Origin of the sequence: Microbacterium thalli (genome assembly GCF_028737325.1) — a bacterium.
GTDB classification, from domain to species: Bacteria; Actinomycetota; Actinomycetes; order Actinomycetales; family Microbacteriaceae; genus Microbacterium; species Microbacterium thalli.
This window is the reverse complement of record NZ_JAQZCH010000001.1, coordinates 1,516,674-1,542,993: the sequence shown is the minus strand read 5'-3', so window position 1 is coordinate 1,542,993 and position 26,320 is coordinate 1,516,674. Positions and strand designations below refer to the sequence as shown.

The window sequence follows — 26,320 nt, the reverse complement described above, 5'->3', positions numbered from 1 at the left end:
GACGCCCTGCGCACCGAGCGGGCGGAACGGGTCCGGGCACGAAAAAAGGCGCTGTCATGAAGACAGCGCCTTGATTCACGGCCGAGGCCGCAGTGGTGCACGTGATGCCGCAGGACATAGCGACCGATCGCATTCACGGTTCGAATGCGTGGCACTGATCCCATGGCTCCCCCTCGGCGTGCGCGAGCGTCGGGATCAGGGTAACCCACCCCCGCACCAGGAAGGTCGACGGAAGGTGAACGGACGACGCGTGTCGTCAGCCCGCGTTGGCAGCGAGCCAGGCCTCGCCGTTCACGTACGTGCCGTCGATCACGATCTCGAGGTGCAGATGCGTTCCGAACGCACGGCCCGTGTCGCCGACCTGGCCCAGCAGCTGACCGGCCGAGACCGTGTCGCCGACCTGGACGGCGCGGGTGCCCCAGTCCATGTGGGCGTACAGGCTCGTGACGTTCGTGCCGTTGATGTTGTGCGCCACCTTGACGTAGACGCCCCACCCGGGACCGCTCTCGCTCGAGGCCACGACGGTGCCGTCGGCAACCGAGTAGATCGGCGTGCCGCGGTCGGCCATGTAATCGGTGCCGCGGTGACCGGCGTACGGGGTGCCGAAGTTGTTGAACGACATCAGCGGACGACGCACGAGACCGGAGCCCGGCGCGACGAGGGGGATGGAGTTGCTCAGCGATGAGGACGACGACGCGGTCGAGCTGCTTGCGGAGATCCGGTTCGCCAGGGCCTCGGCGGCTGCCTTGGCGGCGGCCTCCTCGTCCTTCTTCTTCTGGATCTCTTCGGGCGTGGTCGCGGTGAAACCGCTGCGGTCGAGTGTCGCGGGCGCCGACTCGGAGCCGACCACGAGCGACTGCGCGTTGTCGGCGGCCACCTGCTGCAGCGTCATCGCGTCGGCCGACGTGGCGCGGACGGCGGCGAAGGCCGGAATCGCGACGGTGGCGACGAGTCCGACCACGGCCACGACGGTGAAGGTGCTGCGCACGGGGTGCACGGTTCGGGGGCGACGACGTGCGGCGCGGTTCTGGGCGGTGGCGAGCTCACGGCTCTGCTTCTTCGCCATCGGGAAGCGCCGCCGGGTGTGCAGCGCGCGACCGGTGTCGTCGGGATTCGTCGCGTCGACCTCGGGTACGTCCACGGACGAATCGTTGTGTTCAGCCAAATCAGTCCTCCGGCGCCTCCGCGCTGACGCGCTGGCTCGTCGATACTGCGTGATGATTCACGCGACGTTCGGGTGTCACCGTGTGGACGACGAGCCGAAGAGGCAATCCACGCAGCGGTCTCGGGCGGGCTTCTCGCCTAAAGACTTCTCGAGGCTACCGGAAGGTAACGAATAAGTCACGCTACGGTCGCCATGCCCACCCGACACTCAGATTCGGCGGACGGCGGCGTCAGTCGCGGCGCGTGAGGAAGATGTGCGAGGCGACCTCGATCGGGAGCTCCAGCCCCTCGTCGGTGCCGGCCATCTGCACGAGGACGTACCCCTCGGAGAACTGGAACGTTCCGTCGCGACCCGGCATGACGCCGGCAGCTCGCAGCTGCTGCAGCAGCTCGGGATCGACCTGGGCGGGCTCGGCGAGGCGGCGCACGGTGCCCTGCACCGGACCACCGCTCTCGTTGAGCAGCCGAACGAGGCCGACGACGCCCTCATCGAAGGTGCGGGCGGGCACATCGCCGAGCTGGTCGAGACCGGGGATCGGGTTGCCGTACGGCGACTCGGTGGGGTGACCCAGCAGCTCGATGAGGCGGCGCTCGACGAGCTCGCTCATCACGTGCTCCCAGCGGCAGGCCTCTTCATGCACGTACGCCCAATCGAGACCGATGACGTCGCTGAGTAGACGCTCAGCGAGCCGGTGCTTGCGCATGACGTCGACGGCCTTCTGCCGCCCACTGTCGGTCAGTTCGAGCGAGCGGTCTTCCGAGACGACGACGAGTCCGTCGCGCTCCATGCGCCCCACCGTCTGCGAGACCGTCGGGCCGGAGTGTCCGAGACGCTCCGAGATGCGAGCGCGAAGCGGGACGATCGCTTCTTCCTCGAGTTCGAGGATGGTGCGCAGATACATCTCTGTCGTGTCGATGAGATCGGTCATCACAGCCCTTGTCGTGCGTAGTGGAGTGGTTCCCACCCTATCCGCTGGCACCGACATACCAGCCGGGAGCGCGGCGGTCATCAGCCGGCATCAGGGCACGGGCCGCCCCCGCGCCGACCCCTAGAATCGGCACATGGCGCATGTCACCCTGCCTCGAGACATCCTTCCCCGCGACGGTCGCTTCGGCTGCGGCCCGGCCAAGATCCGGCCGGAGCAGGTCGCTGCCCTGTCGGGCCCGGGCTCGATCCTGCTGGGCACCTCGCACCGGCAGTCGCCCGTGAAGAGCCTTGTCGGCCAGGTCCGCTCCGGACTGTCCGATCTGCTCCGCCTGCCCACCGGTTACGAGATCATCCTCGGCAACGGCGGCTCGACCGCGTTCTGGGATGCCGCCGCCTTCGGCCTCATCGAGAAGCGCAGCCAGAACCTCGTGTTCGGCGAGTTCGGCGGCAAGTTCGGCGCCGCCGCATCCGCCCCCTGGCTCGAGGCCCCCGACATCCGGAAGGCCGAGCCCGGCTCGAGCATCGCCGCCGAGGCCGTCGCGGGCATCGACGTCTACGCCTGGCCGCACAACGAGACCTCCACCGGCGTGGCCGCTCCGGTCCGCCGCGTCGCCGGCGACGACGGTGCCCTCACCGTGATCGACGCCACGAGCGCCGCGGGCGGCATCGACTTCTCGGTGTCGCAGTGCGACGTCTACTACTTCGCGCCGCAGAAGAACCTCGGTTCGGACGGCGGCATCTGGTTCGCCGCGGTCTCGCCCGCCGCCATCGAGCGCATCGAGCGCGTCGCGGCATCCGGACGCTACATCCCCGAGTTCCTCAGCCTGAAGAACGCGCTCGACAACTCGCGTCTGAACCAGACCCTCAACACCCCCGCGGTCGCGACCCTCTACCTGCTCGACAAGCAGCTCGAGTGGATCCAGAGCAACGGCGGGCTGCAGTGGGCGGCCGACCGGACCGCCGAGTCCTCGTCGGCGCTGTACGCGTGGGCCGAGGCGTCCGAGCACGCGACGCCCTTCGTCGCCGACCCGGCCGACCGCTCCCCCGTGGTCGTGACGATCGACTTCGACGACACCGTCGATGCGGCCGCCGTCGCCAAGAGCCTGCGCGGCAACGGCATCGTCGACACCGAGCCCTACCGCAAGCTCGGCCGCAACCAGCTGCGCGTCGCGACCTTCGTCTCGATCGAGCCCGACGACGTGCGTCAGCTGATCAAGTGCATCGACTACACGATCGAGCGTCTCTGACACCGAGCCTCGGAAACACGGAAGGGATGCCGCACTGCGCGGCATCCCTTCCGTGTTTCGTTCGCGGGCTGAGGCGTCAGCGCTCGTTCGGCGCTTCGTCGTGAGCCGGGTCCTCCGACTCGTCGACATACTCGTCCTCGTCCGACTCGTCCGAGTCGTCGTCGTCCGAGTCGTCCTCGTCCTCGTCGGAGTCGTCTTCGTCGTCCGATTCGTCGGCGTCGAGTTCGTCGATGTCGACGCCGTCGACGTCTCCGGCGTGCGTGACGACGGTCGCGCCGCCGTCGAAGTCGTCCTCGTCGTCCGAGTCGTCCTCGTCGTCATCGAGGTCGTCGTCGTCATCGAGGTCGTCGTCGGCGTCGAGTTCGTCGTCGGTGTCGAGTTCGTCGTCGTCACCGGCCTCTTCCGCGGCCGTCTGCGCGGCCTGGTAGTCGGCGAGGCGCACGGCCCACGGCACCCACTCGGGGGCGAGCAGGGCTCCGGTGGCCGGCAGCAGCTCGACCTCGAGCACGGTCGGCTCGGAGTCGGGCACCACCGCGACACTGACCGTCCACAGCCAGCCGGGATAGCCGGGCATCCGGTTGGCGAAGCGCAGCGAGATCACGCCGTCGGCCTCGATGACATAGTCGACTGGTTCGCCGACCGTGGCTTCGGGCGTCACCTCGGCGAGCGCGGCGCGTGCGAGATCGGACGCGCTCAGCAGCCGCTCGTCGACGGCGACGGGTGTGGTGCTCGATGCCTCGGCATCGGGCTCGGGGTTCGACGACGCGTCGTCGAACGACTCAGGCGTCGAGGTCATCGGCGACCTTGCGCAGCACCGCGGCGATCTTCTTGCCATGGCCCGAGCTGGGGTAGCGGCCACGGCGCAGATCCGCGCCGATGCCGTCGAGGAGCTTCACGAGGTCCTCGACGATGATCGCCATGTCGTCCGCGGGCTTGCGGTTGCGCTTGCTCAGACTGACGGGCGCCTCAAGCACCCGCACGGCGAGAGCCTGAAGACCGCGCTTGCCGTCGGCGACGCCGAACTCGAGCCGGGTGCCGGGCTTGAGCGACGTCGTGCCCGCCGGAAGGGCCGTGGCGTGCAGGAAGACGTCCTGGCCGTCATCTGCAGAGATGAAGCCGAACCCCTTCTCGTCGTCGTAGAACCTGACCTTGCCGGTGGGCATGTGCGTACCTCGCTGTGATGGCCGCGCTTTCGCGGGCTGAACGGAATGCCGGGACCTGATGCGCCCCGACATCCAGACTACGGCACCACCGTGAGCCGCTACGCTGATGCGGATGAGCACCCCCAGCCCGAGCGACGACCTGCCGGTCCGCCGCATCGACCGCATCCTCGCGTTCATGTCGCTGGGGTTGCTGGTTCTCGCGATCGTCTGCTTCTTCTCGATCATCATCGGGACGGCGACGGGCCTCGAGCAGGCCGACTTCGCCTCGGGTGCCTGGCCCACCGTCAGCGCGATCGTCTGGATCGCCCCGCCTCTCGCCTTCGCCCTGCTGCTGACCGTGCTCATCATGACGTTCATCCGACGGGGCCGGGCGAACAAGGGCCGGTGAGATGACCCCGGTCGACGCCCGTGCTCTGGCGAGCTGGCTCGCTGCGGCGGACGACGACGCGCTGATCGCCCTGCTGCGCGCGCGCCGGGTCGCCCCGGATGCCGCGTGGTCCGACTTCTTCGACGCTGCCGAAGCCCTGCTCGATCCGGCCGCCGTCGCAAAGGCCGCGCCCGCGCTGCCGCGATCACTCGTCGAGGCGATGGACGCGGCCGTCGCTTCGGGTCGGCCGGTGCCCGAAGGCGACGAGCGCGCGGCGCTGACGGCGCTCGGCTTCACGACAGCGTCCGGCGAACCGTATGCCGGGATCACGAACGTGTGGGCGGACCTGCCGCGCACCGACGCCACGGACGACGACGCCGACGCGTCGCCCGCCGACGGTGACGCCACCGACGAGGACGCCGGCGAGGACGACGACGCGCAGCTCGCGGAGCGCGCCTTCACCGCTCTCTCCTCGCTCGCAGATGTCCTGCTCCTCACCGCGCCCGCGCCGCTCGGTCGCACCGGCGCCGGAACACTGGGCGCGGGCGACCGGCGCCGCCTGATCGATGCGGGGGCCGTGCCGGACGCCGAGACGGCCGATCTCGTGATCGCGATCGGCGTCGATGCGGGCCTCTTGGCGCCGACGGGCCGCGAATGGCGCGTCACGACGGCCGGCAACGCCTGGCTCTCACGCGGCACCGTCGACCGCTGGGCGAGCACCGCACGTGCCCTGCGCGACGCCCTACCCGCAGCACTGCGCGCTTCCACCGGCGGATGGATGCCGCCGGCCGCGTGGCCTCGCGCGTACCCGCTCGATCCGTCGTGGGGTGCTCGCGCGCGGCGGCTCATCGCGCAGTGGCGCCTGTGGGCCCTGGTCGACGGCTCGGGTCGGGCCCCGGCGTGGGCGACTCCCCTCGAAGCCGGCGGAGACATCGACGAGGCGGCGCTGCAGCAGCGCTTGCCCGGCGAGGTGGATCGCATCTTCCTGCAGAACGACCTCACCGCGATCGCCCCCGGGCCGCTCGAACCGGCGATCGACGCGCGACTGCGCCGCGCCGCGCGCCGGGAGTCGCGGGCACAGGCATCCACTTACCGCTTCTCGGCCGAGTCGATCGGCGCGGCCCTCGCCGCCGGTGAGGATGCCGCTTCGCTCACGGAGTTCCTCACCGGCATCTCGCTGACCGGGCTGCCGCAGCCGCTGGCGTACGAGCTCGAGCGCGCGGCCCGCCGTCACGGCCGGCTGCGTGTGGGCGTCGACGCCTCGGGGCGCACGCAGGTGACGGCGACCGAACCCGGCGCCCTCGACACCTTGGCCGTCGATCAGGCGCTGCGGCCCCTCGGGCTCATCGCCGAGGGCGACCGTCTGACCAGCCGCAGCTCGGTGGACGCGGTCTTCTGGATGCTCAGCGATGCCCGGTACCCCGTCGCGGCGGTGGACGAGGACGGGAAGGTCCGCATCCTCGACCGCGCCCAACTCGCGGATCCGGCCGATGACGCCGACCTCGACGGCACCGACACGGGCTACCGCGCGCTGGTCGGGCGGCTGCGAGCGGCGCACGCCGCGGGCGACGCCGATGCCGCCTGGCTCGGGCGCGAACTCGAGCAGGCGGTCAAGGCCCGCGCGGTCGTCGCCGTCAGCGTGAGGTTGCCCGACGGGTCGACGCGCGACTTCTCGCTCGAGGCGACGGGGCTCGGCGGCGGCCGGCTGCGCGGACGCGATCGCGCGTCGGACGTCGAGCGGACGCTTCCCGTCTCGAGCATCGTCTCCGCGCGCGTGATCTGACCCGCGGCGCGCGCTGGCGGTCCGTGGACCCTCGACCCGATCGGGCACGGCACCGGTAGGATTGCTCGTTATGGCTGATGGCCCCCTGATCGTCCAGAGCGACCGCACCGTGCTGCTCGAAGTCGCCCACCCCAGCGCCGAGGACGCCCGGCACGAGCTGGCGATCTTCGCCGAGCTCGAGCGCGCTCCCGAGCACATCCACACCTATCGGATCACCCGTCTCGGGCTGTGGAACGCCCGCGCCGCCGGCCACACCGCCGACGACATGCTCACGACCCTCGACCGGTGGTCGCGATTCCCCGTGCCGCCCTCGGTGTCCACCGACATCCGTGAGACGGTCACCCGGTACGGCCGGCTCGTCATCGAGCGCGACGACGAGGGCACCCTGATCCTGCGTTCGACGGATGCCGCCGTGCTCGCCGAGGTCACCAAGAACAAGCGCATCCAGCCGCTGCTGCTCGGGCACCCCACCCCCGACACCTACGTCGTCGACGCGTGGGCGCGCGGCCAGATCAAGCAGGAGCTGCTGAAGATCGGCTGGCCCGCCGAGGACCTCGCGGGGTTCACCCCCGGCACGCCGCACGAGATCGAGCTGCATGAGGACGGCTGGACCCTGCGCCCCTACCAGCGCAAAGCGGTCGACATCTTCACCGAGGGCGGGTCGGGCGTCGTCGTGCTCCCCTGTGGCGCCGGCAAGACCCTCGTCGGGGCAGCTGCGATGGCCGACACCAAGACGACCACGCTCATCCTCGTCACGAACACCGTCAGCGCGCGCCAGTGGCGCAACGAGCTGCTCAAGCGCACGAGCCTGACCCCCGAGGAGATCGGCGAGTACTCCGGGCAGTCGAAAGAGGTCAAGCCGGTCACGATCGCGACCTACCAGATCCTGACGGCCAAGCGGAAGGGCGAGTACGCGCACCTGGCGCTGCTCGACGCGCTCGACTGGGGCCTCGTGGTCTACGACGAGGTGCACCTGCTGCCCGCGCCGGTGTTCAAGCTCACGGCCGACCTGCAGGCCCGTCGCCGCCTCGGCCTGACCGCGACGCTCGTTCGCGAAGACGGACGCGAGGGCGACGTGTTCAGCCTCATCGGACCCAAGCGGTTCGACGCTCCGTGGAAGGAGATCGAGGCTCAGGGCTTCATCTCCCCCGCGGTCTGCTATGAGGTGCGGGTCGACCTGCCGGCATCAGACCGGCTCGAGTACGCGGCATCCGCCGACGACGAGCGCTACCGCCTCGCCGCCACCGCGCACGCCAAGATCCCGGTGGTGCGCGATCTCGTCGCGAAGCACGCGGGCGAGCAGATCCTCGTCATCGGGCAGTACCTCGATCAGATCGACGTGCTGTCCGACGCCCTGAGCGCCCCGAAGATCACGGGCTCGACCCCGGTCGACGAACGCGAGGAGCTCTACGACGCTTTCCGCACCGGCGAGATTCCGGTGCTGATCGTCTCGAAGGTCGCGAACTTCTCGATCGACCTGCCCGATGCCTCGGTCGCGATCCAGGTCTCGGGGTCGTTCGGGTCGCGGCAGGAAGAGGCGCAGCGCCTCGGCCGTCTGCTGCGCCCGAAGTCGAACGGGCACACGGCGAGCTTCTACACCCTCATCGCCCGCGACACGGTCGATCAGGACTTCGCGCAGAACCGGCAGCGGTTCCTCGCCGAGCAGGGCTACAGCTACACGATCCTCGACGCCGAGACCCTCGCCGTCGCCTGACGCGCCTCCCGCCTGGGACCGAGGTCAGGGCCGCGTCAGGTCCGGCGTCGGCTCGCCCGGAAGCGGGACGGTCGCCGTCGGCGTCGGCATGGCGACCGTCGGCGGCAGGGGCGCGCGCGGCAACGCGTAGGTGCGCACGATGGGCCGGCGGCGCAGCACGAGCTCGACGGCCCCCGCGTACACAGCCAGCAGCAGCACGGACGACGCGAAGCTCACCCACCCGACATCCGTCGCCGCCGGATCCGACAACCCGAGCAGCCCCAGCAGGAACGCCAGCAGGTTGTTGACGACGTGCAGCGCGATGGCCGCCTCGAGCCCGCCGGTGCGCCACGTGAGCCAGCCCGCGGCGACCGCGAAGAGTCCGACGGCGGCCTGGCCGACGGGGTCGTACAGATGGCCGATGACGAACAGCGGAACCGGCAGCAGGATGGCGAACAGCGGATGCCGCAGCCACCGCCCGATGGCTTGCATGAGGTACCCGCGGAAGACGTACTCCTCTGCGGTCGCCTGCACCGGCACGAGCAGGACGACCGCGAGCAGGCTGAGCCACAGCGTCGCCCCCGCGGGCGCCTCGAGCGTCGCCGCCGACGCGTCCGCCGGCAGGAGCGCCGTGACGAGGGTGACGACGACGGCCGTCGCGATCGCGAGGCCCCCGCACACCAGCATCCACCGCCAGCGCAGGCGGCCGTAGACGGCGGAGGCGAAGCCCAGGCGGCGCCCGTTGACCACGAGCGATGCCAGCAGGTAGGCCGGCAGCATCAGGGCGACAGTGCCGAGCCCCACGACGAGCGACAGCGGCGACGTCACGTCGAGGGCGCCGCCGTCGGCGAGGACGGCCTCGAGCGCGCGGGCCGCGTCGGGGTTCGACAAAGCCGCGGCCACGCCGACCAGAGCCAGGAGCAGCAGGGCGAGGATGTAGATGACGAGTCCGAGCGCGCCGACCGCGAGCGGGGTCCACCAGCCGTGACGGCGCCGCGCGAAGACGAGCCGGTGGAATGCGAGACGGTCGAAGTCGATCGGACGCGGCATGCCCCCATCCTCCCCTGTGGCCTAGCACCACGACGCTCGCCGCAGCGATATCCAGCAAACCGATGGATTCCGGTGCCAGTATGGGCCTATGACAGCACCGCGCATCCTCGTCGTGGACGACGAACCGAACATCCGTGACCTGCTGATCACCGGGCTGAAGTTCGCCGGCTACCAGGTCCGCGCCGTCGGCAACGGCGCCCAGACCATCTCGGCCGTGCTCGAGGAGGAGCCCGACCTGATCGTGCTCGACGTCATGCTCCCCGACATGAACGGCTTCAGCGTGACCAAGCGCCTCCGCGGCGCCGGGTACACCGCGCCGATCCTCTTCCTCACCGCCAAGGACGAGACCGAGGACAAGATCGAAGGCTTGAACGCGGGCGGGGACGACTACGTCACCAAGCCCTTCAGCCTCGACGAGATCGTCGCGCGCATCCAGGCCATCCTCCGCCGCACGATGCAGGCCGACGAGGAGTCGATCATCCGCGCGGGCGAGCTGACGATGGACCAGGACACGCACGACGTGCAGGTCGGCGACGCGTCGATCGACCTGTCTCCGACAGAGTTCAAGCTGCTGCGCTACCTCATGCTCAACCCGAACCGGGTGCTGAGCAAGGCGCAGATCCTCGACCACGTGTGGGAGTACGACTTCAACGGCGACGCCGGCATCGTCGAGAGCTACATCTCGTACCTGCGCCGCAAGATCGACCCGCACTCCTCCGAGCCGCTGATCCAGACCAAGCGCGGCTTCGGCTACATGCTCAAGGCCGACAAGTCGGCCTGATCGACGGAGCAGCAGCCTGACCGACGCCACGAACGACAGCGTCACCCGTTGGTGGCGCGGCATCAGCCTGCGCACGAAGGTGACGGGCGTGATCGTCACGCTCCTCGCGATGGGGCTCATCGCCGCGGGCGTCGGCACGATGATCTTCCTGCGCAACGCCCAGGTCGCGGCGCTCGATGAGAGCCTGCGATCGCTGGCTCCCACCGATCTCGCGAGCTCGGTGATGGAAGTCACCGTCGACGACGGGATCGCCTCGTTCGAGGCGAGCACGACCGCACCCCCGACGACGTTCGTCGTCGCCGTGTACAGCCCCGAGGGTCAGCTGCTCTCGGTGGCGGGCGGGCCCGAGTATCCGAAGCCCGACCTGCCGACGACGTTCACGCTCGACAAGACCGTCGTGAAGGGAACGGAGCCGTTCGAGGTCCCGGCCCGCGAGGGCTCGGGCATGTTCCACGCGAGCGTCGACGTGCTGCAACCCGAGGGCTCGCGCGAGAGCTACACCCAGCTCGTGGCGTTGCCTCTGACCTCCGTGACCCAGACGGTCACGACCTTCATCAGCATCTACACGATCATCGCGGCCCTGATCCTCGTCGCCGGCGCGCTCGGCACCCGCTGGCTCGTGACGCTCACCTTCCGCAGCCTCGGCGAGGTCGAGAACACCGCCATGACCATCGCCGCCGGCGACCTCAGCCAGCGGATGGGCGACATCTCGCCCGGCACCGAGGTCGGCCGGCTCAAGATCGCCATCAACGCGATGCTCGACCGCATCGATACCGCCCTGGCGCAGCGCGATGCAACGGTGCAGCAGATGCGGCGGTTCATCGGCGACGCCAGCCACGAGCTGCGCACGCCGCTCGTCACCGTGCGCGGCTACGCCGAGCTGTACCGCATGGGGGCCATCACCGACGCCGAGCACACCGCGCAGTCGATGGAGCGCATCGAGAAGGAAGCCGTCCGCATGAGCGGGTTGGTCGAAGACCTGCTTGCCCTCGCCCGCCTCGACGAGCGGCGCGACCTGGTGATCGCCCCCGTCGACCTGCGTCCGATCGCTCGCGACGCCGCCCTCGACACGCGTGCCGCCGCTCCCGAGCGCGAGGTCTCGGTCATCGAGTTCTCCGACGATGCCTTGACGCTGGAGCTGCCGACCGAGCCCGAGGCCGCGGGCGGCCGGAAGCGTCCCGGCAGCGGGCGCGGCCGCGGTGGGCCCAGCCTGCCGCGTCTGCGTCGACGACCGCGCGACGAGCGCCGCACCGAGCCGCGCTCGAGCGACCAACGGTCCGGCGAGCAGCGCGACCGCGAGCAGCCGGTGGACGAGCCACCCCTCGTCCACCCCGCCGAGCCGCCGCTCGTTCCCGTCGTGCTGGGTGACGAGAACCGCATCCGACAGGTCGTGGCCAACCTCATCGGCAACGCGCGTCGGTACAGCCCCGAGGGCACGCCCATCGAGATCGCCGTCGGGCTCGACCGTCACACGCGGATGGGCTGGATCTCGGTGATCGACCACGGCGAAGGCATCCCGGAACAGCTGCGCGAGAAAATCTTCCAGCGCTTCTGGCGAGCCGACACCTCGCGCACCCGCGAGACCGGCGGCTCCGGTCTCGGGCTGTCGATCGTCGCATCGATCGTCGAGGCGCTGCACGGCTCGATCGACGTGCAGAACACCCCGGGTGGCGGCGCGACCTTCCGGGTGTCGTTCCCCCTCGCCGACCGGCGCGAGGCAGCCGAGCACCTCTGGATCGAGACGCAGCCGCTGCCGCGCCTCCGCAACGATCAGGGCTGAGCCGACGCTCCTCCCCCGCGGATGCCGCGAGAGGGTTCTCCCCGGACCGGGAGGGAGCCCCTGACGACGGTTCCCGCCGTCCCTAGCCTGGGCGCATCCGAACGAAGGAGCACTCATGGCCATCTTCTCCATCGACAGCGACGCCGTCACCTCGGCCACCGCTGCCATCCGAGCCACCTCGGGCCGCCTCGAAGCCGACACCGGCGCCATGATGGCGCAGCTCACTCAGCTGCAGGCGTCATGGACAGGCGGGGCCGCGGTCGCGTTCCAGTCGGTCGTCGAGCGCTGGCGCGCGGCCCAACGCGAGGTCGAGACGGCGCTGACCGAGATCGGAGCAGCGCTGGATGCCGCGGGCCAGCAGTACCTGCACGCCGAAGCCGCCGCGGCGGGCATGTTCCGCTGATTCACGCCGCCGGAAACGCGAAACGGCCCCTCCCGAAGGAGGGGCCGTTCTGCGTATGGATCAGAAGTCCATGCCACCCGTGGGGTCGCCCGCGGGAGCGGCGGCCTTCTCGGGCTTGTCCGCCACGACCACCTCGGTCGTGAGGAACAGGCCGGCGATCGACGCGGCGTTCTGCAGCGCCGAACGCGTGACCTTGGCGGGGTCGATGATGCCCTGCTCGAACAGGTTGCCGTACTCGCCCGTCGCGGCGTTGAGGCCGTGACCGATCTCGAGCTCGGCGACCTTGTTGGCGACGACGCCCGGCTCGAGGCCGGCGTTCAGCGCGATCTGCTTGAGCGGAGCCTCGATCGCGACGCGAACGATGTTGGCACCGGTCGCCTCGTCACCCGTGAGCTCGAGCCCGGCGAACGCGTTCTTGCCGGCCTGGATGAGCGCGACGCCACCACCGGCGACGACACCCTCTTCGACGGCAGCCTTCGCGTTGCGGACAGCGTCCTCGATGCGGTGCTTGCGCTCCTTGAGCTCGACCTCGGTGGCCGCGCCCGCCTTGATGACGGCGACGCCACCGGCGAGCTTGGCGAGGCGCTCCTGAAGCTTCTCGCGGTCGTAGTCGCTGTCGGTGTTCTCGATCTCGCGACGGATCTGGGTCACGCGGCCCTCGAGCTGAGCCGAGTCACCGGCGCCCTCGACGATCGTGGTCTCGTCCTTGGTGATGATGACCTTGCGAGCGCGGCCGAGCAGGTCGACGGTCGCGTTCTCGAGCTTGAGGCCCACCTCTTCGGTGATGACCTGACCGCCCGTGAGGATCGCGATGTCCTGCAGCTGCGCCTTGCGACGGTCGCCGAAGCCGGGCGCCTTGACGGCAGCCGACTTGAAGATGCCGCGGATCTTGTTCAGCACCAGCGTCGCGAGAGCCTCGCCCTCGACGTCCTCGGCGATGATGAGGAGCTCCTTGCCCTCCTGGATCACCTTGTCGACGATGGGCAGAAGGTCCTTGATGTTCGAGATCTTCTGGTTCGCGATGAGGATGTACGGGTCCTCGAAGACAGCCTCCTGGCGCTCCGGGTCCGTGACGAAGTACGGGTTCAGGTAGCCCTTGTCGAAGCGCATACCCTCGGTGAGCTCCAGCTCGGTGCCGAAGGTGTTCGACTCCTCGACGGTGACGACACCCTCCTTGCCGACCTTGTCGATCGCCTCGGCGATCAGCGCGCCGATCGAGGGGTCAGCGGCCGAGATCGAAGCGGTGGCAGCGATCTGCTCCTTCGACTCGACCTCCTTGGCGTCGGCGAGAAGCTGGTCGGTGATGGCCTTGACGGCCTTCTCGATGCCCTTCTTGAGCGAGATGGGGTCGGCGCCGGCGGCCACGTTGCGCAGGCCCTCGCGCACGAGCGCCTGAGCGAGCACGGTCGCGGTCGTGGTGCCGTCACCAGCGACGTCGTCCGTCTTCTTGGCGACCTCCTTGACGAGCTCCGCGCCGATCTTCTCGTACGGGTCGTCGAGCTCGATCTCCTTGGCGATCGAGACGCCATCGTTCGTGATGGTGGGGGCGCCCCACTTCTTCTCGAGCACGACGTTGCGACCGCGGGGGCCGAGCGTCACCTTGACGGCGTCAGCCAGCGTGTTCAGGCCGCGCTCGAGGCCACGGCGGGCCTCCTCGTCGAAAGCGATGATCTTTGCCATGTGTGTGTCGTCCCTCCCGGACGGTGGAGAACAGTCATTAGCACTCGACGAATGCGAGTGCTAAAGCCATTCTGGCACTCGACCATGGGGAGTGCAAGCCACGCCGCACCCGAGTCAACGCCGCGAAAGAGCGCGCCGCTATCGCGACGCGCTCTTTCGAATGGAGATGAGCCGCGGCTCAGACGAGGGGGCGGACCGATTCGGCCTGGGGGCCCTTCTGGCCGGTCCCCACGGTGAACTCGACCGCCTGCCCTTCCTCGAGCACGCGGAATCCGTTCATCTCGATGTTGGAGTAGTGGACGAAGACATCCTGGCCTTCAGCCATCGTGATGAAGCCGAAGCCCTTCTCGGCGTTGAACCACTTGACGGTTCCCTGTGTCATGCGAATCTCCTGATGATGCTGAGCGACAGCGTCATCGTATGCAGGCGATTTCGCCGGATCCGGCCGTTATCGGCACTGTTGACACGTCCGCATCGAGAAGTTCACGAGCGCGAAACACGCATCCTCAGCCGGTCGTGTCGCCACCCGCTCGGTCCAGGCCGACCACCACGGTGAGCTGCGTGCCCGGATTCCCGTCGGCGTCCACCGGGCCGGGGTAGGCGTCGCTCAGCTCGAGGTTGGCACCGCCGATGACCTCGGCCAGCCCACGAGCCGCCCCCTCGTCCTCGGCCGACGGGTAGTAGATCGTGGTCGTCGCGAAATCCTGCGAGCCCGCCTCGCCGGCGTTGACCGACTCCGTGCTCCAGCCGGCGGCGATGACCGTCTCGGCGATGGAGTTCGCCAGGCCTCGTTCGGCGGTGGCGTTCAAGATGAGCACGGGGTAGGACGTATCGACGACCGGCGCCGCCTCGACGGGCGCTTCGGCGGCTGGCGCCGAATCCGCACCCGATGGGAAGAGCGACAGTCGACCGGAGATCAGGAGCGTGCCGAGAATGCCCACGGCGATCAGGACGAGAACGGCCACGGCAGACCAGAACAGCAGCAGGCCGGCCCGCAGGCGCGGGTTCTCGGCGCGGTGCGCTCCCACGCGCGCGGTGTCAGCGGGCAGCTCGTCGAAGCGGTCCTTCGGGTAGGTCGTTGTCGGCACGGAGGAATGCTATCTGTCGAATCTCCGCGTCACATGGCCGCGCGCCCAGCGCCCGCCCGGCGCCCGGAGGCACGGAGTCGGCGCAGGCGGTGCACCAGCAGGGGGTCGTACGCCACCGCCTCGGCAGAGTCGATGAGACGCCCGAGCAGCTGGTAGTAGCGCGCCGGCGTCAGCGAGAGCTCCGAACGGACGGCCTCCTCCTTCGCCCCGCTGTGCCCCGTCCAGCGCGCCTCGAAGTCGAGGAGCGAACGGTCGCGGTCGGAGAGAGGCACGCCTCCACGCTACGACCGGATCGCGCCGGATCCGGGACGCCACTCCCACCAACGCCCGAGTGGATCCGCGGCCCCGAGGATGTCGCCGTCGAGGGCGACCGCGAATCCGTCGGCCCACGCGGTGGGCTGCCCGCCGCGCCAGCCGTCGTGGAGGCCCGGTTCGTCGATCGTGATCCAGCGACCCGCCGACTGGGCTGCGCGGATCACGTCGGCCCGTGCGGCTCGCGGGATGTGCGCGAGCACGCCGGGCGTCGTCACGACCAGCGTCGCATCGGCGGGAGCCTGAGCGGCGATCTCGGGCAGCAGCGCCGACGCGTCACCTGCGGCCATCAGCGGCGGGTCGCCGGCGGCGATCCCCGCCGCCGCACGGATCCGTTCGGCGCGGCCCGTCTCCCCCGGCCAGACCAGCTGCGCCAGCCAGTCGACGTCGCGCGGGTTCCGCACGTCGAGCGGATTCAGGTCGATGCCGGCACGCCAGACGACCTCGGGTGAGCGCACGAGCGGCATCCGTTCGCCTCGCACGTCGCAGACGAGCTCCACCGTCGATGGCCCCGCGTCCGGGTCGACCCGCGTGTCGCCCTGTCCGCTGCGATACCGATACGAGTACCGATCGGGATAGAGGCACAGTCCCGCGCTCGCGCCGATCTCGAGCAGCGCGATCGGCCCGTCGATCCGGCTCAGCGCAGGAAGAAGCGCCGCGCAGCGCAGCGGTTCGTTCGTCTGCACCGAACGCGCGAGGCACTCCGCGACGACGGCATCAGCGTTGTCGCGCATCCACTGCGCCCAGGCGTCCGCCGGCACATCCCCCGAGCCCAGCAGACGGGTCACCGCGAAAACCAGCGGCGGCTGACGGCGGATGCCCGGCAGCCGCGCGAGCAGTTGCTGCAAAGCCGGATCGCTCGCGACCCGGTCCGCCCAGGAGGCGTAGAGCTCGGAGCGCCCCGGCGCCTCGACGACGGCGAACCGCCGGTAGCGCTCGGCGACGGCGGCGAGTTCATCGGGCATGAAGCCATTGTGCGGGAACACCCAGGGCGATCGTCGAGTTGAATAGGACGAGGCGAAGGAGCAGACATGACCTATTCCGTGAACAAGACCGACGACCAGTGGCGCGCCGAGCTGAGCCCTGAGCAGTACGCCGTGCTGCGCCAGGCGGGCACCGAACGCGCCTGGACGGGTGAGCTCCTCGACGAGAGCCGCGCGGGCCTGTACGCCTGTGCCGCGTGCGGTTCCGAGCTCTTCCAGAGCGGCACCAAGTTCGACTCGCACTGCGGGTGGCCGAGCTTCTACGAGTCGGTGCGCCCCGAGGCCGTCGAGCTGATCGAAGACCGGTCGCACGGCATGGTTCGCACCGAGGTGCGTTGCGCCAACTGCGGATCGCACTTGGGCCACGTCTTCCCCGACGGCTTCGGCACCCCCACGGGCGACCGGTACTGCATGAACTCCCTGTCGCTGTCGTTCACCCCCGAGACGGAGAAGTGACGAGCGCCTACGAGGCGGCGCGTGCGCGGCGCTCGTGGTCGCGCGTGACCGACGAGGCACCCTCGCACGACGAGCTCGTCCGCATCGTGTCGGCGGCGGGGCGCGTGGCCGATCACTCGTCGCTGCGCCCGTGGCGGCTGATCGAGCTGCGCGGCGACGACCGGATGCGGCTGGGCCGGGCCCTCAATAAGGCCGAGGGCAAGCGCGGAATCTCGACGAAGCCCGGGCGCGCGCCACTGCTGATCGCCGTCGTCGCGAGCTATAGCAAGAAGAGCAAGGTGCCGCGCTGGGAGCAGGAGGCCGTCGCCTCCGGAGTTGCGCACATGCTGAGCCTGCTGCTCGACGAGGCGGGCTGGGGCGTGTTCTGGCGCACCGGCTCGGCGACGCGGTCGAAGCCCATCGCGAAAGCGCACAAGCTCGGCAAGCGCGAGGAGCTGCTCGGCTGGCTCTGCGTGGGAGGCAAGCCGCTCGACCGCGATTCCGGGCGCCGCAAGACGATCGACGCCGAGGCGTTCATTTCGCGGATGCCCTGAATCCGGGCTGCCCCGCGGCCATGCCGGTACGAGTCGTCCGCGGGTAGACGGGCGACTCGTCCAGGCCCGGCAACAGGTCGACCATCCGAACGTCGAGCGCAGCAGCGATCTCGGCGAGCTCTTCGACCGACATCGGGCTCGGGTGACGCACGTGCAGACGACGGGCCAGTGTGCGCATCGGGATGCCGCTGGCCACGGACAACCACTCCTGCGTCAGACGCTTCTGGGCGAGCACTGCTCGCACCGTTCGAGCTACTCGAGCGCTTAACAGAGTGCCTGCCATATGGCAACCCTATGGCCAGAGTTTGCCAGATGGCAAGTGGCGCGCCAAACTTGGCACGTGCCTACTGGAAAGACTCCGACCCCTGGTCCCCTCAGCCGCCACATCGCCACGACTCTCATCGCCGAGATCCGTCAGCGCGGCCTCCGTCAGGTCGAGATCGCCGCGCGTGCGGGGATGTCGCCGTCTCAGCTGTCCCGTGTCCTCGCCGCGCGGAAGGTGTTCACCATCGATCAGCTCGACGCCGTATGCCGGGCGATCGGGGTGTCGCTGACGCAGGTGATCTCCCAGGCCGTGCAGGCGACCGAGCCCGACGCGTCGGCGAAGGTCACCGACATCCGTGTCCGATCCTCGCGCGACAATGGCCGGGCAGTGGCCAAGGAGCCGGAGGGCGATCGCGGAGGGGACGATGGCGACGGATGACGACCTGCTCGATATTCTGACCGCGCTCGGCGTGCGGGTGATCGTCACCGACCTGCCGCCCGACCGCGACGGCGAGTACGAGCACGGCAGCCGCACCATCCGACTACGGCCTCGCATGGCGCGGCGGCTGCACCGGTCGGTTCTTGCACACGAGTGCGGACACGCCGTCTACGGCGACGTCCCGATCGACGACCGCCGGTACGCCGAACGGCAGGAGGCGCGCGCGGACGAATGGGCGGCACGGGCGCTCATCTCGGTCGAGGCGTACCGCTCGGCCGAGACCCTGCACGGCGGACACGTCGAGGCCATGGCGGTCGAACTCGACGTGACCGTCGGGCTGATTCGCGCCTATCAGCGCCTGCTCGCGCGGCAGGGTAGCCGTTTCGGGCCGCTGTCTACCAGAACTCCGCTCATGCAGCCGACCGCATGAGCGCCGACCTAAAATCGTGGGATGCCCGGATGCGCCCCAGCGGCGCGGGCCGAAGGCGGTCGCCGTCGGCCACGGGAGACATCGCGGGAGTCGCATTGCACGGAAACGCCACCCTTCGTTACGACGACGTCGCCCTCCTCTCGGTGGCGAGCGTCCTCCCCTCTCGGATCACGACCTCCGACGCGATCGAAGAGCGTCTCGGCGGCGCTCTGTCGCAGCTCCGGCTCAAACCCGGGCTGCTGCGCCGCGTGGCGGGCGTCAACGAGCGACGGAACTGGGGCGAGGGCGAGTCGTCCGACGAGGCGACCATCGCCGCGGGACGCGACGCGCTCGCGCAGGCGGGGATCGCCCCGTCGCAGATCGGGCTGCTGATCAACACCTCGGTGACACGCAAGCACCTCGAGCCGTCGGTCGCCGTCCGCCTGCATCACGGCCTGGGCCTGCCGACATCCGCCATCAACTTCGACGTCGCCAACGCGTGCCTGGGGTTCATCAACGGGATGACGCTGGCCGCCGGGATAATCCAGTCGGGGCAGATCGACTACGCGATCATCGTCAACGGCGAGGACGCGGATGAGATCCAGGTGAACACCGTGGAGCGACTGAATCGCGGCGGCCTCGACCGCGACGGCTTCATGAGCGAGTTCGCCTCACTGACCCTCGGGTCCGGCTCTGCCGCCGCCGTCCTCGGACGCGCGAGCGCCCACCCCGAAGGTCACCGCATCGTCGGCGGCGTCACCCGGGCGGCGACGCAGTTCCACGAGCTGTGCGTCGGAAGCGTGGACGGCATGTTCACCGACGCGAAGGCGCTCCTCAAGGGCGGGCTCGCGCTGGTCGTCGATGCGTGGCGCGAGGCGCAGTCCACGTTCTCGTGGTCGTCGATGAACCGGTACATCACGCATCAGGTGTCGTCGGTGCACACGAACGCCATCGTCAAGGCGGTCGGGCTGGACCGTCGCCGCGTGCCGATCACGTTCCCCCACCTCGGCAATGTCGGGCCGGCGTCGATCCCCATCACGCTGGCCGCCGAACAGGCCACGCTGCAGAAGGACGACCGGGTGCTGCTCATGGGCGTCGGGTCCGGCCTGAACACGAGCATGCTGGAGCTCGCATGGTGAGCCTCGCGCCCGCGACCGCCCTGCCCGGAGTCGAGCCCGGGGTGTCGCGCCTCATCACGATCCCCGGGGTCGGAGCCGATGCCGGAACGGACCGTCGCTGGCACCTGCTCGACACCGGCGCGATCCTCGACGAGCTGGGCGCGGATGTCGTCGGCACCATCGTTGCCGTGCACGGCAACCCGACCTGGTCGTACCTCTGGCGCTCGCTCATCGCGACGTCGCTCGATCGTGCCCGCGCGGGAGGCGCGGCGTGGCGCGTCGTCGCGGTGGACCAGCTCGAGATGGGCTACTCCGAGCGCACCGCCGTGACCCGCGGCCTCGACCAGCGCATCCGCGACCTCGGCGCGCTCATCGACAGCCTCGACCTCACCGGCCGACTGGTCACGCTGGGTCACGACTGGGGCGGTCCGGTGTCGCTCGGGTGGGCCGTGCGCCACCGAGACCGCGTCGACGGCGTCGCCGTCCTCAACACCGCGGTGCACCACCCCGCCGGGATGCCGTTGCCTTCGGCTCTCCGCGTCGCCGGTGCCCGCGCGATGCTCGCAGCCACGACGGTCCGCACGACGGCGTTCCTCGACACGACGCTGGCCCTGGCCGATCCGGCGCTGGCTCCCGAGGTGCGCGCGACCTACCGCGCCCCGTACGCGACGCCGGACCGGCGCCGCGGGATCGGCGCGTTCGTCGCCGACATCCCCGCCACCCCCGACCACCCGAGCACCCCGGCGCTCGACGAGGTCGCGGGCGGGCTGCCCCGACTCACCGTTCCGGCGCTGCTGCTGCGCGGCCCGCGCGACCCCGTGTTCGGCGAGCACCACCTCGACGATCTCGCGCGCCGACTCCCCCACGCCGACGTCCACCGCTACGAGGGCGCCGGGCACATGCTCGCCGAGGAACGGCCTTACGCCGACGCCGTGCTCGACTGGCTCGACGACCGCGTGCTTGCCGCCGAATCGTCCGCGACGTCCCCGGCCTCCGATCGACCGGATGCCGACGTCTCCGACGTCGACGCAACGGACGCCGACTCGACGGATGCCGCCGCGACCGATGCCGACTCGCCCTCGACGCCGCTGTGGCACCGCCTGGTGGAGCGCCGCGAGGACGATGACACCGCCGTGGTCGATCTCACGCGTCGCGTCGACGGCGAGCCGCTGAAGGTGAGCTGGCGCGCCCTCGCCACCCGTGTCGACGAGCTCGCCGCGGGATTGGCGGCGTTCGGCGTCCGCCCCGGCGACCGCGTCTCGCTCCTCGTCCAGCCCGGACCGACCCTGACGGCGGTGCTCTACGCATGTCTGCGGATCGGAGCGGTCGTGGTCGTGGCCGACCGCGGGCTCGGCATCCGTGGCCTCTCCCGTGCGGTCCGCGGAACGGAGCCCTCATTCGTCATCGGTGAGCAGGCCGGCCTCGCCGCAGCGCGTGCGCTGGGCTGGCCGGGCCGGCGCATCTCGGCGCCGCAGCTGCCGGCTGCCGCGGCGCGCGCACTCGGTGTCGAGACGAGCCTCGCCGAGCTGGCGGCATCCGGTCGTCGGGGCACGGTTCCCGCCGAGCCTCAGCCCGACGACGAAGCGGCCATCCTCTTCACGTCGGGCTCCACCGGGCCGGCGAAGGGTGTCGTCTACACGCACCGGCAGCTGAGCGCTCTGCGCGACGCCCTCGAGCGGCACTTCGCCGTCGAGCCCGACACGGGGCTCGTCACGGGCTTCGCGCCGTTCGCCCTGCTCGGCCCCGCCCTCGGCACGCGTTCCGCCACGCCGCGCATGGATGTCTCGGCGCCGCGCACCCTGACGGCGAGCGCTGTCGCCGAGGCGGTCCGCGCGTCGCGAGCGGGCATCGTCTTCCTCTCCCCCGCCGCCCTCGCCAACGTGTGTGCGACTTCCGACGCATTGACGGATGCCGACCGCGCGGCGCTCGGCGAGGTGCGCACCTTCCTCTCGACCGGCGCGCCCGTCGGCATCGAGCTGCTGCGCCGCGCGCACGAGCTGATGCCGAACGCGCAGGCGCACACGCCGTACGGGATGACGGAGTGTCTGCTCGTCACCGATGTGACGCTCGACGAGCTGGAGGACGCGCAGCGCTCCCCGGACGCGGGTGTGTGCGTCGGCACCCCTATCGGTGCTGGTCGTGTGCGCATCAGCGCCCTCGACGCCGAAGGGCGCGCCTCGGGCGAACTCTCGGATGCTCCCGGCATCACCGGCGAGGTCGTCGTCTCGGCGCCGCACCTCAAGCAGGGTTACCACCGCCTGTGGGCCACCGACCGCGAGGCGGCACGCGCGACGGGGTCGGAGTCCGGCAGGTGGCACCGCACCGGAGACGTCGGGCACCTGGATGCCGGCGGACGGCTCTGGATCGAGGGGCGACTGCCGCACGTCATCGTGACGGCGTCGGGGCCGGTGACCCCGGTCGGCCCGGAGCAGCAGGTCGAGACGGTCGACGCCGTCCGCCGCGCCGCCATAGTGGGGGTCGGACCACGCATGCGTCGGGTGTGCGCGGCCGTCGTCGAGACGGTTCCGGGCGCCCGCCGTCCCGGTCTCGCCTCCGCCGAGCTGACCGAACAGGTGCGCGGTGCGACCGATCTGCCGCTGGCGGCCGTTCTCGTCGTGCCTGCGCTGCCCACCGACATCCGTCACAACTCCAAGATCGACCGGTCTCGCCTGTCGGCCTGGGCCGAACGCGTCCTCGCGGGAGAGAAGCCGAGCGCACCATGATCGTCCTCGCCACGGGCACGTCGGGCTTCCTCGGTCGCACCGTCGTCACCGAGCTGATCGCCGCGGGCCACGACGTGCGCACGCTGCAGCGACGCCCCTCGCGCGTGGACGGCGCCCGCGACATCCTCGGCTCGGTGACCGACGCCGCCGCTGTGGCGGAAGCCGTCGAGGGCGTCGAGGCGGTGGTGCACCTCGCCGCCAAAGTCTCACTTGCCGGCGATAAGCGCGAGTTCCGCGCGGTCAACGTCGACGGAACACGCACGCTGCTCGACGCGGCGGCTCGCGCCGGGGTCACCCGGTTCGTGAACGTGTCGTCGCCGTCCGTCGCGCACGCGGGGTCGGCACTCAGCGGCGCGGGCGCCGATCCCGCGGACCCGGTGAACGCCCGCGGCGACTACGCGCGCACGAAGGCCGAGGCCGAGCTGTTGGCCCTCGCCCGCGATTCCGCGACGATGCGGGTGGTCGCCATCCGCCCGCATCTCGTCTGGGGTCCCGGTGACCCGCAGCTCACCGAGCGCATCGTCTCGCGGGCACGACGCGGCACCCTGCCGCTGCTCAACGGCGGCACGGCTCTCATCGACGCCACCTACGTCGACAACGCCGCCTCGGGGATCGTCGCGGCGCTGCATCGAGCGGATGCCGTCGGCGGACGCGCCTATGTGCTGACCAACGGCGAACCGCGGCCGGTCGGCGACCTGATGGCGGGGATCTGTCGTGCCGCCGGTGTCCCCGTGCCACGCTTCAGCGTCCCGGCCGGCGTCGCGCGTGCCGCGGGCGGCGCGATCGAGACGTTGTGGCGAGTCCGCCCGAGCATGGACGAGCCGCCGATGACGCGCTTCCTCGCCGAGCAGCTGTCGACCGCGCACTGGTTCGATCAGACCGACATCCGGCGCGACCTACAGTGGACACCCACGGTCAGCCTCGACGACGGCCTCGATCGTCTCGCCCGGCACTACGCGGACGCCCGCGCCTAGCGCCGGCACCCGATCCGCTCAGACCCGCCGACGGCGACGCCACGGCACGACGGCGATGACGACGCCGACGAACGCCACGGCGGCGGCGGTCGTCGCCGCGGTGAGCGAAGGGCCCGACGGCGGCGGTGCGACGGCGTCGAGCACGATCGACGCCGCCAGCAGGCCCACGACCGAACCGAGGCCGAGCAGCAGCACACCGGTTCGCCGCACGAGTGCGGCCGAGATCACGATGTAGACGACCCCCATCGCGCCGCCGAGGTACATCCACGGTTCGGTGGGCAGAGCCGCGGGCGCACCGTTGATCGCGACGCTGACGACGGCAGCGATGCCGAGGGCGATGGATCCGCCCGTGAAGTTCACCACCGTGGTGGCGAGCGGGCTGCCGACCTCCTGCCGCAGGCGCCCGTTCGTGCCCTGCTGCCAGGCGATGCCCACCCCGGCGATGAGCGGAAGCGCCAGCATCCACCACACGACCGGCTCTCCCCGCTGACCGAGGGCGCACAGCACGACGCCCGCGATGGCGAGCAGGCCGCCCACGAGCCGCGGCAGGGTGACGGGGACCACCCCACCGGGCCCGTAGCCCACGCGATCCAGGACGAGCCCGCCGGCGGTCTGACCCGCGACGAGACCCACCGTGAACAGCGCGACACCGATCGTGGCGACGGTCAGACCCTGCGTGGCGACGGTGACGGCGCCGGCGAGCCCGCCGAGCAGCATCCAGAACGGGATGCCGCCGCGCAGTCCTCGGCGCAGGCGCACCAACCCCGCGCGGCCGCTCGGTGACAGCGCCGTGATCACGACGATCAGCACCAGCCCCGAGCCGAACGAGATGGATGCCGCGACGAACCCGTCGCCGAGGGCTGCACCGAGCTGTCCGTTGATGCGGGCCTGGACCGCCGTCAGCACGCCGATGAAGACAGTCAATGCGATGGCGACCCCGAGGGGCAGGGTGCGGGGGCGTTTCTGCTCGGTCACTCATCCAATGGTGCATCACCCGGAGGCCGTTCCGGACCATGCGCTGCACCGGCCACCCTTGACAGGTGTGGTCGTCCGCGCCACCGTAAGAAGCAGCACGGAGAACGCTCTCGGCAGTGGTCCTCACGCCTCAACCCCTCAGTGCGGCGGCTACTCCCGACGGACGTCTCCCGAGGGTCATCATGGGTCGATTCATCTACGGCAACGGCAACACCAAGGTCGAGATCGAAGACCGAACCCTCGCGCACCTGCAGCAGGTCATCGGCACGAAGCTGCGCCGAAACGAGTCGTTCTTCTTCTCGTGGCGGGAAGACACGAGCGTCGGCGGCGGGCGGCGCTCGGTCTGGATCCACCAGGGGGCGGACCTCGAGTTCACCTACTTCGGGCATCGCGCTCCCCGACTGAACCGGGATTGGCTCGAGGCGATGGCGCTGGTCGCCGGCTCGGCCGCCGGCTTGTACGTCGTACCCGAGCCCGCACCGCGCTCGTCGACGGACACCGGCACTCTCCGCGTGCCCATCGAGTGGAGCTCGGACGTCGACCACGCCTGACGCGGCCCGGCCCGAGGCGGCCGCGGACGGCAGCATCCGCGTTCTAGGCTGGTCGACATGTACATCGGCACGATCCGGCCCGTCGAGACCAGCACCATCGACCTGACCGGACACTCGCTCGCCGAGATCAAAGAGCAGGCCCTGGCTGCGACCCCGGCGGGCTTCCGCCTCGCGTCAACGCCCGTGAAGATGATCAAGGGCAGCACCGAGCTGACAGCGACCGCCACGTTCCGCCGTCACGACGGCGGCCGAGACATCGAAGCCGATGACCGCGCGGCACTCTTCGCGCTCGTTCCCCCGGGCTGGCAGCTCGTCAGCATCCGGAAGCTCTGAGAGCCCTCAGCGGCTCGGATCTCGTCGCCGTAGGATAGCGCGTCCAGCGCAACGCACAACCCCATGACAGCGATCGGCGAGCCCACGACAATGGAACAATGCGACGAGTCTTCTATGCCGGTGTCGCACTCACGACCACAGCCGGCATAGCCGAGGCTCTCGCGCGGCTGGCCGTCGCCATGTCGGCCCTCGGCGAGACGGACATGATCACGATCCCGATCGTGACGGAGCCGGCGGGGACGACCGCGACGGTGCAGCTACTCGTGGGCCCCGGCATCCCGCTGCTCAGTATGCCGCTCGACCACGAGGATCCCGAGCCGGATTTCTCGACCGACGTGACGCTCCTCCAGATGCACCGCTTCTATCCGTACACGCAGCACGATGACGGTGGCAGCAGTGTCGACGGCGGCGAGCCCGACCCCTGGGATCCCGACCTGCACGGCTGACCGTGCGGCGCGGTGTCCGCCGCGAATCGCCACCACGGTGTTCTGAGCCGACTACGGGACTTGAACCCGTAACCCCCGTATTACAAGTACGGTGCGCTACCAATTGCGCCAAGTCGGCGGAGCCCCGCCGAGCGGGACCGACCCGAGCCCGGAGGCGCGGATCTTCTGACTCGATTCTAGGGCGTGTGCGCTCATGACCCGAGCCCGGGCGCCGTCAGCCCGCGCTCGCGGACCGGCCCGTCGGGTCGGGGGCGCCGTCGGGTTCGTAATGCCCGAGTGACTTCTCCTGCAGGTAGGCGCACAGCTCTGCGGCGATGAGCAGCTCGTGGGTCAGAGCATTGAGGTCGAAGCTGGACAGCACGAGCGTCTCGTCGTGCGGCTCGATCGACACGGACCAGCTCAGGTCGTCGCCCTCGCCGCTCGGTTCGATGTAGACGGCGTTCGGAGCGTGGACGAGCGGCACGAGCACGAGGCCGGTGTCGGACCCGCCCGATCCATCCTGAACCGCCACACGGATGTCGTCACCGGCGCCGCGAGACGCGACGAACTCCGCGACCCAGTGCTCGAGGGTCTTCTTGCTATGGAACGGCACGGTGGTGTCCTTCTTCACGGGGCGGATGCCTGGCTCGAAGTTAACACCCTCGATGTGCGCATCCCGCGTCTGAAGCAAGCGAAAC

30 protein-coding genes and 1 tRNA gene are annotated in these 26,320 nt (G+C 70.3%); 17 read left to right on the top strand and 14 right to left on the bottom strand.

What is annotated here, in order from left to right; translation table 11 throughout:
* Nucleotides 1-256 precede the first annotated feature (256 nt).
* Nucleotides 257-1,141, bottom strand: coding sequence for a M23 family metallopeptidase (locus tag PUW82_RS07510; protein ID WP_274221648.1), 885 nt, complete (start codon nucleotides 1,139-1,141; stop codon nucleotides 257-259).
* A 253-nt stretch (nucleotides 1,142-1,394) separates the two neighbouring features.
* Nucleotides 1,395-2,093, bottom strand: a complete 699-nt coding sequence (locus tag PUW82_RS07505) for an iron-dependent transcriptional repressor DtxR (RefSeq protein ID WP_210007523.1) — start codon at nucleotides 2,091-2,093, stop codon at nucleotides 1,395-1,397.
* 133 nt (nucleotides 2,094-2,226) lie between these two features.
* Between PUW82_RS07505 and serC the strand changes: the two genes are divergently transcribed.
* On the top strand, nucleotides 2,227-3,339 hold the full coding sequence (serC, locus tag PUW82_RS07500; RefSeq protein WP_274221647.1) for a phosphoserine transaminase: 1,113 nt from the start codon (nucleotides 2,227-2,229) through the stop codon (nucleotides 3,337-3,339).
* A gap of 76 nt (nucleotides 3,340-3,415) precedes the next feature.
* Here the strand turns inward: serC and PUW82_RS07495 are convergent, their stop codons facing one another.
* Both PUW82_RS07495 and PUW82_RS07490 read right to left on the bottom strand, forming a co-directional pair.
* On the bottom strand, nucleotides 3,416-4,135 hold the full coding sequence (locus tag PUW82_RS07495) for a DUF3027 domain-containing protein (RefSeq protein ID WP_274221646.1): 720 nt from the start codon (nucleotides 4,133-4,135) through the stop codon (nucleotides 3,416-3,418).
* Entirely contained in the window at nucleotides 4,119-4,502 is a 384-nt protein-coding gene (locus PUW82_RS07490; protein ID WP_210007520.1) for a cold-shock protein, read from the bottom strand. Before PUW82_RS07490 ends, PUW82_RS07495 begins: the two co-directional genes overlap by 17 nt.
* A 112-nt stretch (nucleotides 4,503-4,614) precedes the next feature.
* Between PUW82_RS07490 and PUW82_RS07485 the strand changes: the two genes are divergently transcribed.
* The 3 genes from PUW82_RS07485 (at nucleotide 4,615) to PUW82_RS07475 (ending at nucleotide 8,366) form a co-directional block, all read left to right on the top strand.
* A complete protein-coding gene (locus tag PUW82_RS07485) occupies nucleotides 4,615-4,890 on the top strand; it encodes a multidrug ABC transporter ATPase (RefSeq protein WP_210007519.1) in 276 nt (91 codons plus the stop codon).
* A 1-nt stretch (nucleotide 4,891) separates the two neighbouring features.
* A complete protein-coding gene (locus PUW82_RS07480; protein ID WP_274221645.1) occupies nucleotides 4,892-6,652 on the top strand; it encodes a helicase-associated domain-containing protein in 1,761 nt (586 codons plus the stop codon).
* 70 nt (nucleotides 6,653-6,722) lie between these two features.
* Nucleotides 6,723-8,366 carry a DNA repair helicase XPB gene (locus PUW82_RS07475; protein WP_274221644.1) on the top strand — a complete coding sequence of 548 codons (1,644 nt, stop codon included), beginning with the start codon at nucleotides 6,723-6,725 and terminating at the stop codon, nucleotides 8,364-8,366.
* 24 nt (nucleotides 8,367-8,390) lie between these two features.
* Here PUW82_RS07475 and PUW82_RS07470 read toward each other — a convergent pair whose 3' ends face one another.
* Nucleotides 8,391-9,395 carry a CPBP family intramembrane glutamic endopeptidase gene (locus tag PUW82_RS07470; protein ID WP_274221643.1) on the bottom strand — a complete coding sequence of 335 codons (1,005 nt, stop codon included), beginning with the start codon at nucleotides 9,393-9,395 and terminating at the stop codon, nucleotides 8,391-8,393.
* Between the two features lie 88 nt (nucleotides 9,396-9,483).
* Between PUW82_RS07470 and PUW82_RS07465 the strand changes: the two genes are divergently transcribed.
* The 3 genes from PUW82_RS07465 (at nucleotide 9,484) to PUW82_RS07455 (ending at nucleotide 12,359) form a co-directional block, all read left to right on the top strand.
* Nucleotides 9,484-10,176, top strand: coding sequence for a response regulator transcription factor (locus tag PUW82_RS07465; RefSeq protein WP_210007515.1), 693 nt, complete (start codon nucleotides 9,484-9,486; stop codon nucleotides 10,174-10,176).
* 88 nt (nucleotides 10,177-10,264) lie between these two features.
* On the top strand, nucleotides 10,265-11,956 hold the full coding sequence (locus PUW82_RS07460; protein ID WP_274221642.1) for a sensor histidine kinase: 1,692 nt from the start codon (nucleotides 10,265-10,267) through the stop codon (nucleotides 11,954-11,956).
* A gap of 115 nt (nucleotides 11,957-12,071) precedes the next feature.
* Complete coding sequence (locus PUW82_RS07455; RefSeq protein ID WP_274221641.1) at nucleotides 12,072-12,359, top strand: WXG100 family type VII secretion target; 288 nt, start codon at nucleotides 12,072-12,074, stop codon at nucleotides 12,357-12,359.
* 60 nt (nucleotides 12,360-12,419) lie between these two features.
* Here PUW82_RS07455 and groL read toward each other — a convergent pair whose 3' ends face one another.
* From groL to PUW82_RS07430, 5 genes are all read right to left on the bottom strand, one after another.
* Nucleotides 12,420-14,039, bottom strand: a complete 1,620-nt coding sequence (gene groL / locus PUW82_RS07450) for a chaperonin GroEL (protein WP_274221640.1) — start codon at nucleotides 14,037-14,039, stop codon at nucleotides 12,420-12,422.
* 178 nt (nucleotides 14,040-14,217) lie between these two features.
* Nucleotides 14,218-14,421 carry a cold-shock protein gene (locus PUW82_RS07445; RefSeq protein ID WP_210007512.1) on the bottom strand — a complete coding sequence of 68 codons (204 nt, stop codon included), beginning with the start codon at nucleotides 14,419-14,421 and terminating at the stop codon, nucleotides 14,218-14,220.
* Between the two features lie 124 nt (nucleotides 14,422-14,545).
* A complete protein-coding gene (locus PUW82_RS07440; protein WP_274221639.1) occupies nucleotides 14,546-15,127 on the bottom strand; it encodes a LytR C-terminal domain-containing protein in 582 nt (193 codons plus the stop codon).
* Between the two features lie 29 nt (nucleotides 15,128-15,156).
* A complete protein-coding gene (locus tag PUW82_RS07435) occupies nucleotides 15,157-15,399 on the bottom strand; it encodes a DUF3263 domain-containing protein (protein ID WP_274221638.1) in 243 nt (80 codons plus the stop codon).
* Between the two features lie 9 nt (nucleotides 15,400-15,408).
* A complete protein-coding gene (locus PUW82_RS07430; RefSeq protein ID WP_274221637.1) occupies nucleotides 15,409-16,404 on the bottom strand; it encodes a DUF2332 domain-containing protein in 996 nt (331 codons plus the stop codon).
* Between the two features lie 66 nt (nucleotides 16,405-16,470).
* Between PUW82_RS07430 and msrB the strand changes: the two genes are divergently transcribed.
* Complete coding sequence (gene msrB, locus PUW82_RS07425; protein WP_274221636.1) at nucleotides 16,471-16,878, top strand: peptide-methionine (R)-S-oxide reductase MsrB; 408 nt, start codon at nucleotides 16,471-16,473, stop codon at nucleotides 16,876-16,878.
* Nucleotides 16,875-17,411, top strand: a complete 537-nt coding sequence (locus PUW82_RS07420) for a nitroreductase family protein (protein WP_274221635.1) — start codon at nucleotides 16,875-16,877, stop codon at nucleotides 17,409-17,411. Before msrB ends, PUW82_RS07420 begins: the two co-directional genes overlap by 4 nt.
* On the opposite strand, the gene PUW82_RS07415 is transcribed toward PUW82_RS07420, so the two are convergent.
* Nucleotides 17,392-17,646 (bottom strand): helix-turn-helix domain-containing protein, encoded by a 255-nt coding sequence (locus tag PUW82_RS07415; RefSeq protein ID WP_274221634.1) that lies wholly within the window; start codon nucleotides 17,644-17,646, stop codon nucleotides 17,392-17,394. The two genes, PUW82_RS07420 and PUW82_RS07415, sit on opposite strands and share 20 nt — an antisense overlap.
* Before the next feature lie 105 nt (nucleotides 17,647-17,751).
* Between PUW82_RS07415 and PUW82_RS07410 the strand changes: the two genes are divergently transcribed.
* The 5 genes from PUW82_RS07410 to PUW82_RS07390 all read left to right on the top strand — a co-directional run bounded on the left by PUW82_RS07410 (nucleotide 17,752) and on the right by PUW82_RS07390 (nucleotide 23,338).
* Nucleotides 17,752-18,114, top strand: a complete 363-nt coding sequence (locus tag PUW82_RS07410) for a helix-turn-helix domain-containing protein (protein ID WP_274221633.1) — start codon at nucleotides 17,752-17,754, stop codon at nucleotides 18,112-18,114.
* Nucleotides 18,101-18,544 (top strand): ImmA/IrrE family metallo-endopeptidase, encoded by a 444-nt coding sequence (locus tag PUW82_RS07405; RefSeq protein WP_274221632.1) that lies wholly within the window; start codon nucleotides 18,101-18,103, stop codon nucleotides 18,542-18,544. The genes PUW82_RS07410 and PUW82_RS07405 overlap by 14 nt, the downstream gene beginning before the upstream one ends.
* Before the next feature lie 95 nt (nucleotides 18,545-18,639).
* The gene (locus PUW82_RS07400) at nucleotides 18,640-19,662 is read left to right on the top strand and encodes a 3-oxoacyl-ACP synthase III (RefSeq protein WP_274221769.1); all 1,023 of its coding nucleotides are present in this window, start codon (nucleotides 18,640-18,642) and stop codon (nucleotides 19,660-19,662) included.
* Nucleotides 19,656-22,364: an alpha/beta fold hydrolase gene (locus tag PUW82_RS07395; RefSeq protein ID WP_274221631.1), complete on the top strand. Its 2,709-nt coding sequence runs from the start codon at nucleotides 19,656-19,658 to the stop codon at nucleotides 22,362-22,364. Before PUW82_RS07400 ends, PUW82_RS07395 begins: the two co-directional genes overlap by 7 nt.
* Nucleotides 22,361-23,338: an NAD-dependent epimerase/dehydratase family protein gene (locus PUW82_RS07390; RefSeq protein WP_274221630.1), complete on the top strand. Its 978-nt coding sequence runs from the start codon at nucleotides 22,361-22,363 to the stop codon at nucleotides 23,336-23,338. Before PUW82_RS07395 ends, PUW82_RS07390 begins: the two co-directional genes overlap by 4 nt.
* Before the next feature lie 18 nt (nucleotides 23,339-23,356).
* Here the strand turns inward: PUW82_RS07390 and PUW82_RS07385 are convergent, their stop codons facing one another.
* Complete coding sequence (locus tag PUW82_RS07385) at nucleotides 23,357-24,313, bottom strand: DMT family transporter (RefSeq protein ID WP_274221629.1); 957 nt, start codon at nucleotides 24,311-24,313, stop codon at nucleotides 23,357-23,359.
* Nucleotides 24,314-24,495: 182 nt separating this feature from the next.
* Between PUW82_RS07385 and PUW82_RS07380 the strand changes: the two genes are divergently transcribed.
* From PUW82_RS07380 to PUW82_RS07370, 3 genes are all read left to right on the top strand, one after another.
* Nucleotides 24,496-24,864, top strand: a complete 369-nt coding sequence (locus tag PUW82_RS07380; RefSeq protein ID WP_274221628.1) for a DUF7882 family protein — start codon at nucleotides 24,496-24,498, stop codon at nucleotides 24,862-24,864.
* 57 nt (nucleotides 24,865-24,921) lie between these two features.
* Nucleotides 24,922-25,197, top strand: coding sequence for a hypothetical protein (locus PUW82_RS07375; RefSeq protein ID WP_274221627.1), 276 nt, complete (start codon nucleotides 24,922-24,924; stop codon nucleotides 25,195-25,197).
* A 98-nt stretch (nucleotides 25,198-25,295) separates the two neighbouring features.
* Entirely contained in the window at nucleotides 25,296-25,643 is a 348-nt protein-coding gene (locus PUW82_RS07370; RefSeq protein ID WP_274221626.1) for a hypothetical protein, read from the top strand.
* 45 nt (nucleotides 25,644-25,688) lie between these two features.
* Here the strand turns inward: PUW82_RS07370 and PUW82_RS07365 are convergent.
* Nucleotides 25,689-25,761: transfer RNA gene (locus tag PUW82_RS07365), tRNA-Thr, on the bottom strand.
* A gap of 96 nt (nucleotides 25,762-25,857) precedes the next feature.
* Nucleotides 25,858-26,253, bottom strand: coding sequence for a hypothetical protein (locus PUW82_RS07360; RefSeq protein WP_274221625.1), 396 nt, complete (start codon nucleotides 26,251-26,253; stop codon nucleotides 25,858-25,860).
* Between the last annotated feature and the right edge of the window lie 67 nt (nucleotides 26,254-26,320).

What these genes read in the sequence shown, in the direction of transcription:
- PUW82_RS07505 (WP_210007523.1), bottom strand. Translation starts at nt 2,093, where the DNA reads ATGACCGATCTCATCGACACGACAGAGATGTATCTGCGCACCATCCTC.
- serC (WP_274221647.1), top strand. Translation starts at nt 2,227, where the DNA reads ATGGCGCATGTCACCCTGCCTCGAGACATCCTTCCCCGCGACGGTCGC.
- PUW82_RS07495 (WP_274221646.1), bottom strand. Translation starts at nt 4,135, where the DNA reads ATGACCTCGACGCCTGAGTCGTTCGACGACGCGTCGTCGAACCCCGAG.
- PUW82_RS07490 (WP_210007520.1), bottom strand. Translation starts at nt 4,502, where the DNA reads ATGCCCACCGGCAAGGTCAGGTTCTACGACGACGAGAAGGGGTTCGGC.
- PUW82_RS07485 (WP_210007519.1), top strand. Translation starts at nt 4,615, where the DNA reads ATGAGCACCCCCAGCCCGAGCGACGACCTGCCGGTCCGCCGCATCGAC.
- PUW82_RS07480 (WP_274221645.1), top strand. Translation starts at nt 4,892, where the DNA reads ATGACCCCGGTCGACGCCCGTGCTCTGGCGAGCTGGCTCGCTGCGGCG.
- PUW82_RS07475 (WP_274221644.1), top strand. Translation starts at nt 6,723, where the DNA reads ATGGCTGATGGCCCCCTGATCGTCCAGAGCGACCGCACCGTGCTGCTC.
- PUW82_RS07470 (WP_274221643.1), bottom strand. Translation starts at nt 9,395, where the DNA reads ATGCCGCGTCCGATCGACTTCGACCGTCTCGCATTCCACCGGCTCGTC.
- PUW82_RS07465 (WP_210007515.1), top strand. Translation starts at nt 9,484, where the DNA reads ATGACAGCACCGCGCATCCTCGTCGTGGACGACGAACCGAACATCCGT.
- PUW82_RS07455 (WP_274221641.1), top strand. Translation starts at nt 12,072, where the DNA reads ATGGCCATCTTCTCCATCGACAGCGACGCCGTCACCTCGGCCACCGCT.
- groL (WP_274221640.1), bottom strand. Translation starts at nt 14,039, where the DNA reads ATGGCAAAGATCATCGCTTTCGACGAGGAGGCCCGCCGTGGCCTCGAG.
- PUW82_RS07445 (WP_210007512.1), bottom strand. Translation starts at nt 14,421, where the DNA reads ATGACACAGGGAACCGTCAAGTGGTTCAACGCCGAGAAGGGCTTCGGC.
- PUW82_RS07430 (WP_274221637.1), bottom strand. Translation starts at nt 16,404, where the DNA reads ATGCCCGATGAACTCGCCGCCGTCGCCGAGCGCTACCGGCGGTTCGCC.
- msrB (WP_274221636.1), top strand. Translation starts at nt 16,471, where the DNA reads ATGACCTATTCCGTGAACAAGACCGACGACCAGTGGCGCGCCGAGCTG.
- PUW82_RS07405 (WP_274221632.1), top strand. Translation starts at nt 18,101, where the DNA reads ATGGCGACGGATGACGACCTGCTCGATATTCTGACCGCGCTCGGCGTG.
- PUW82_RS07395 (WP_274221631.1), top strand. Translation starts at nt 19,656, where the DNA reads ATGGTGAGCCTCGCGCCCGCGACCGCCCTGCCCGGAGTCGAGCCCGGG.
- PUW82_RS07390 (WP_274221630.1), top strand. Translation starts at nt 22,361, where the DNA reads ATGATCGTCCTCGCCACGGGCACGTCGGGCTTCCTCGGTCGCACCGTC.
- PUW82_RS07380 (WP_274221628.1), top strand. Translation starts at nt 24,496, where the DNA reads ATGGGTCGATTCATCTACGGCAACGGCAACACCAAGGTCGAGATCGAA.
- PUW82_RS07375 (WP_274221627.1), top strand. Translation starts at nt 24,922, where the DNA reads ATGTACATCGGCACGATCCGGCCCGTCGAGACCAGCACCATCGACCTG.
- PUW82_RS07370 (WP_274221626.1), top strand. Translation starts at nt 25,296, where the DNA reads ATGCGACGAGTCTTCTATGCCGGTGTCGCACTCACGACCACAGCCGGC.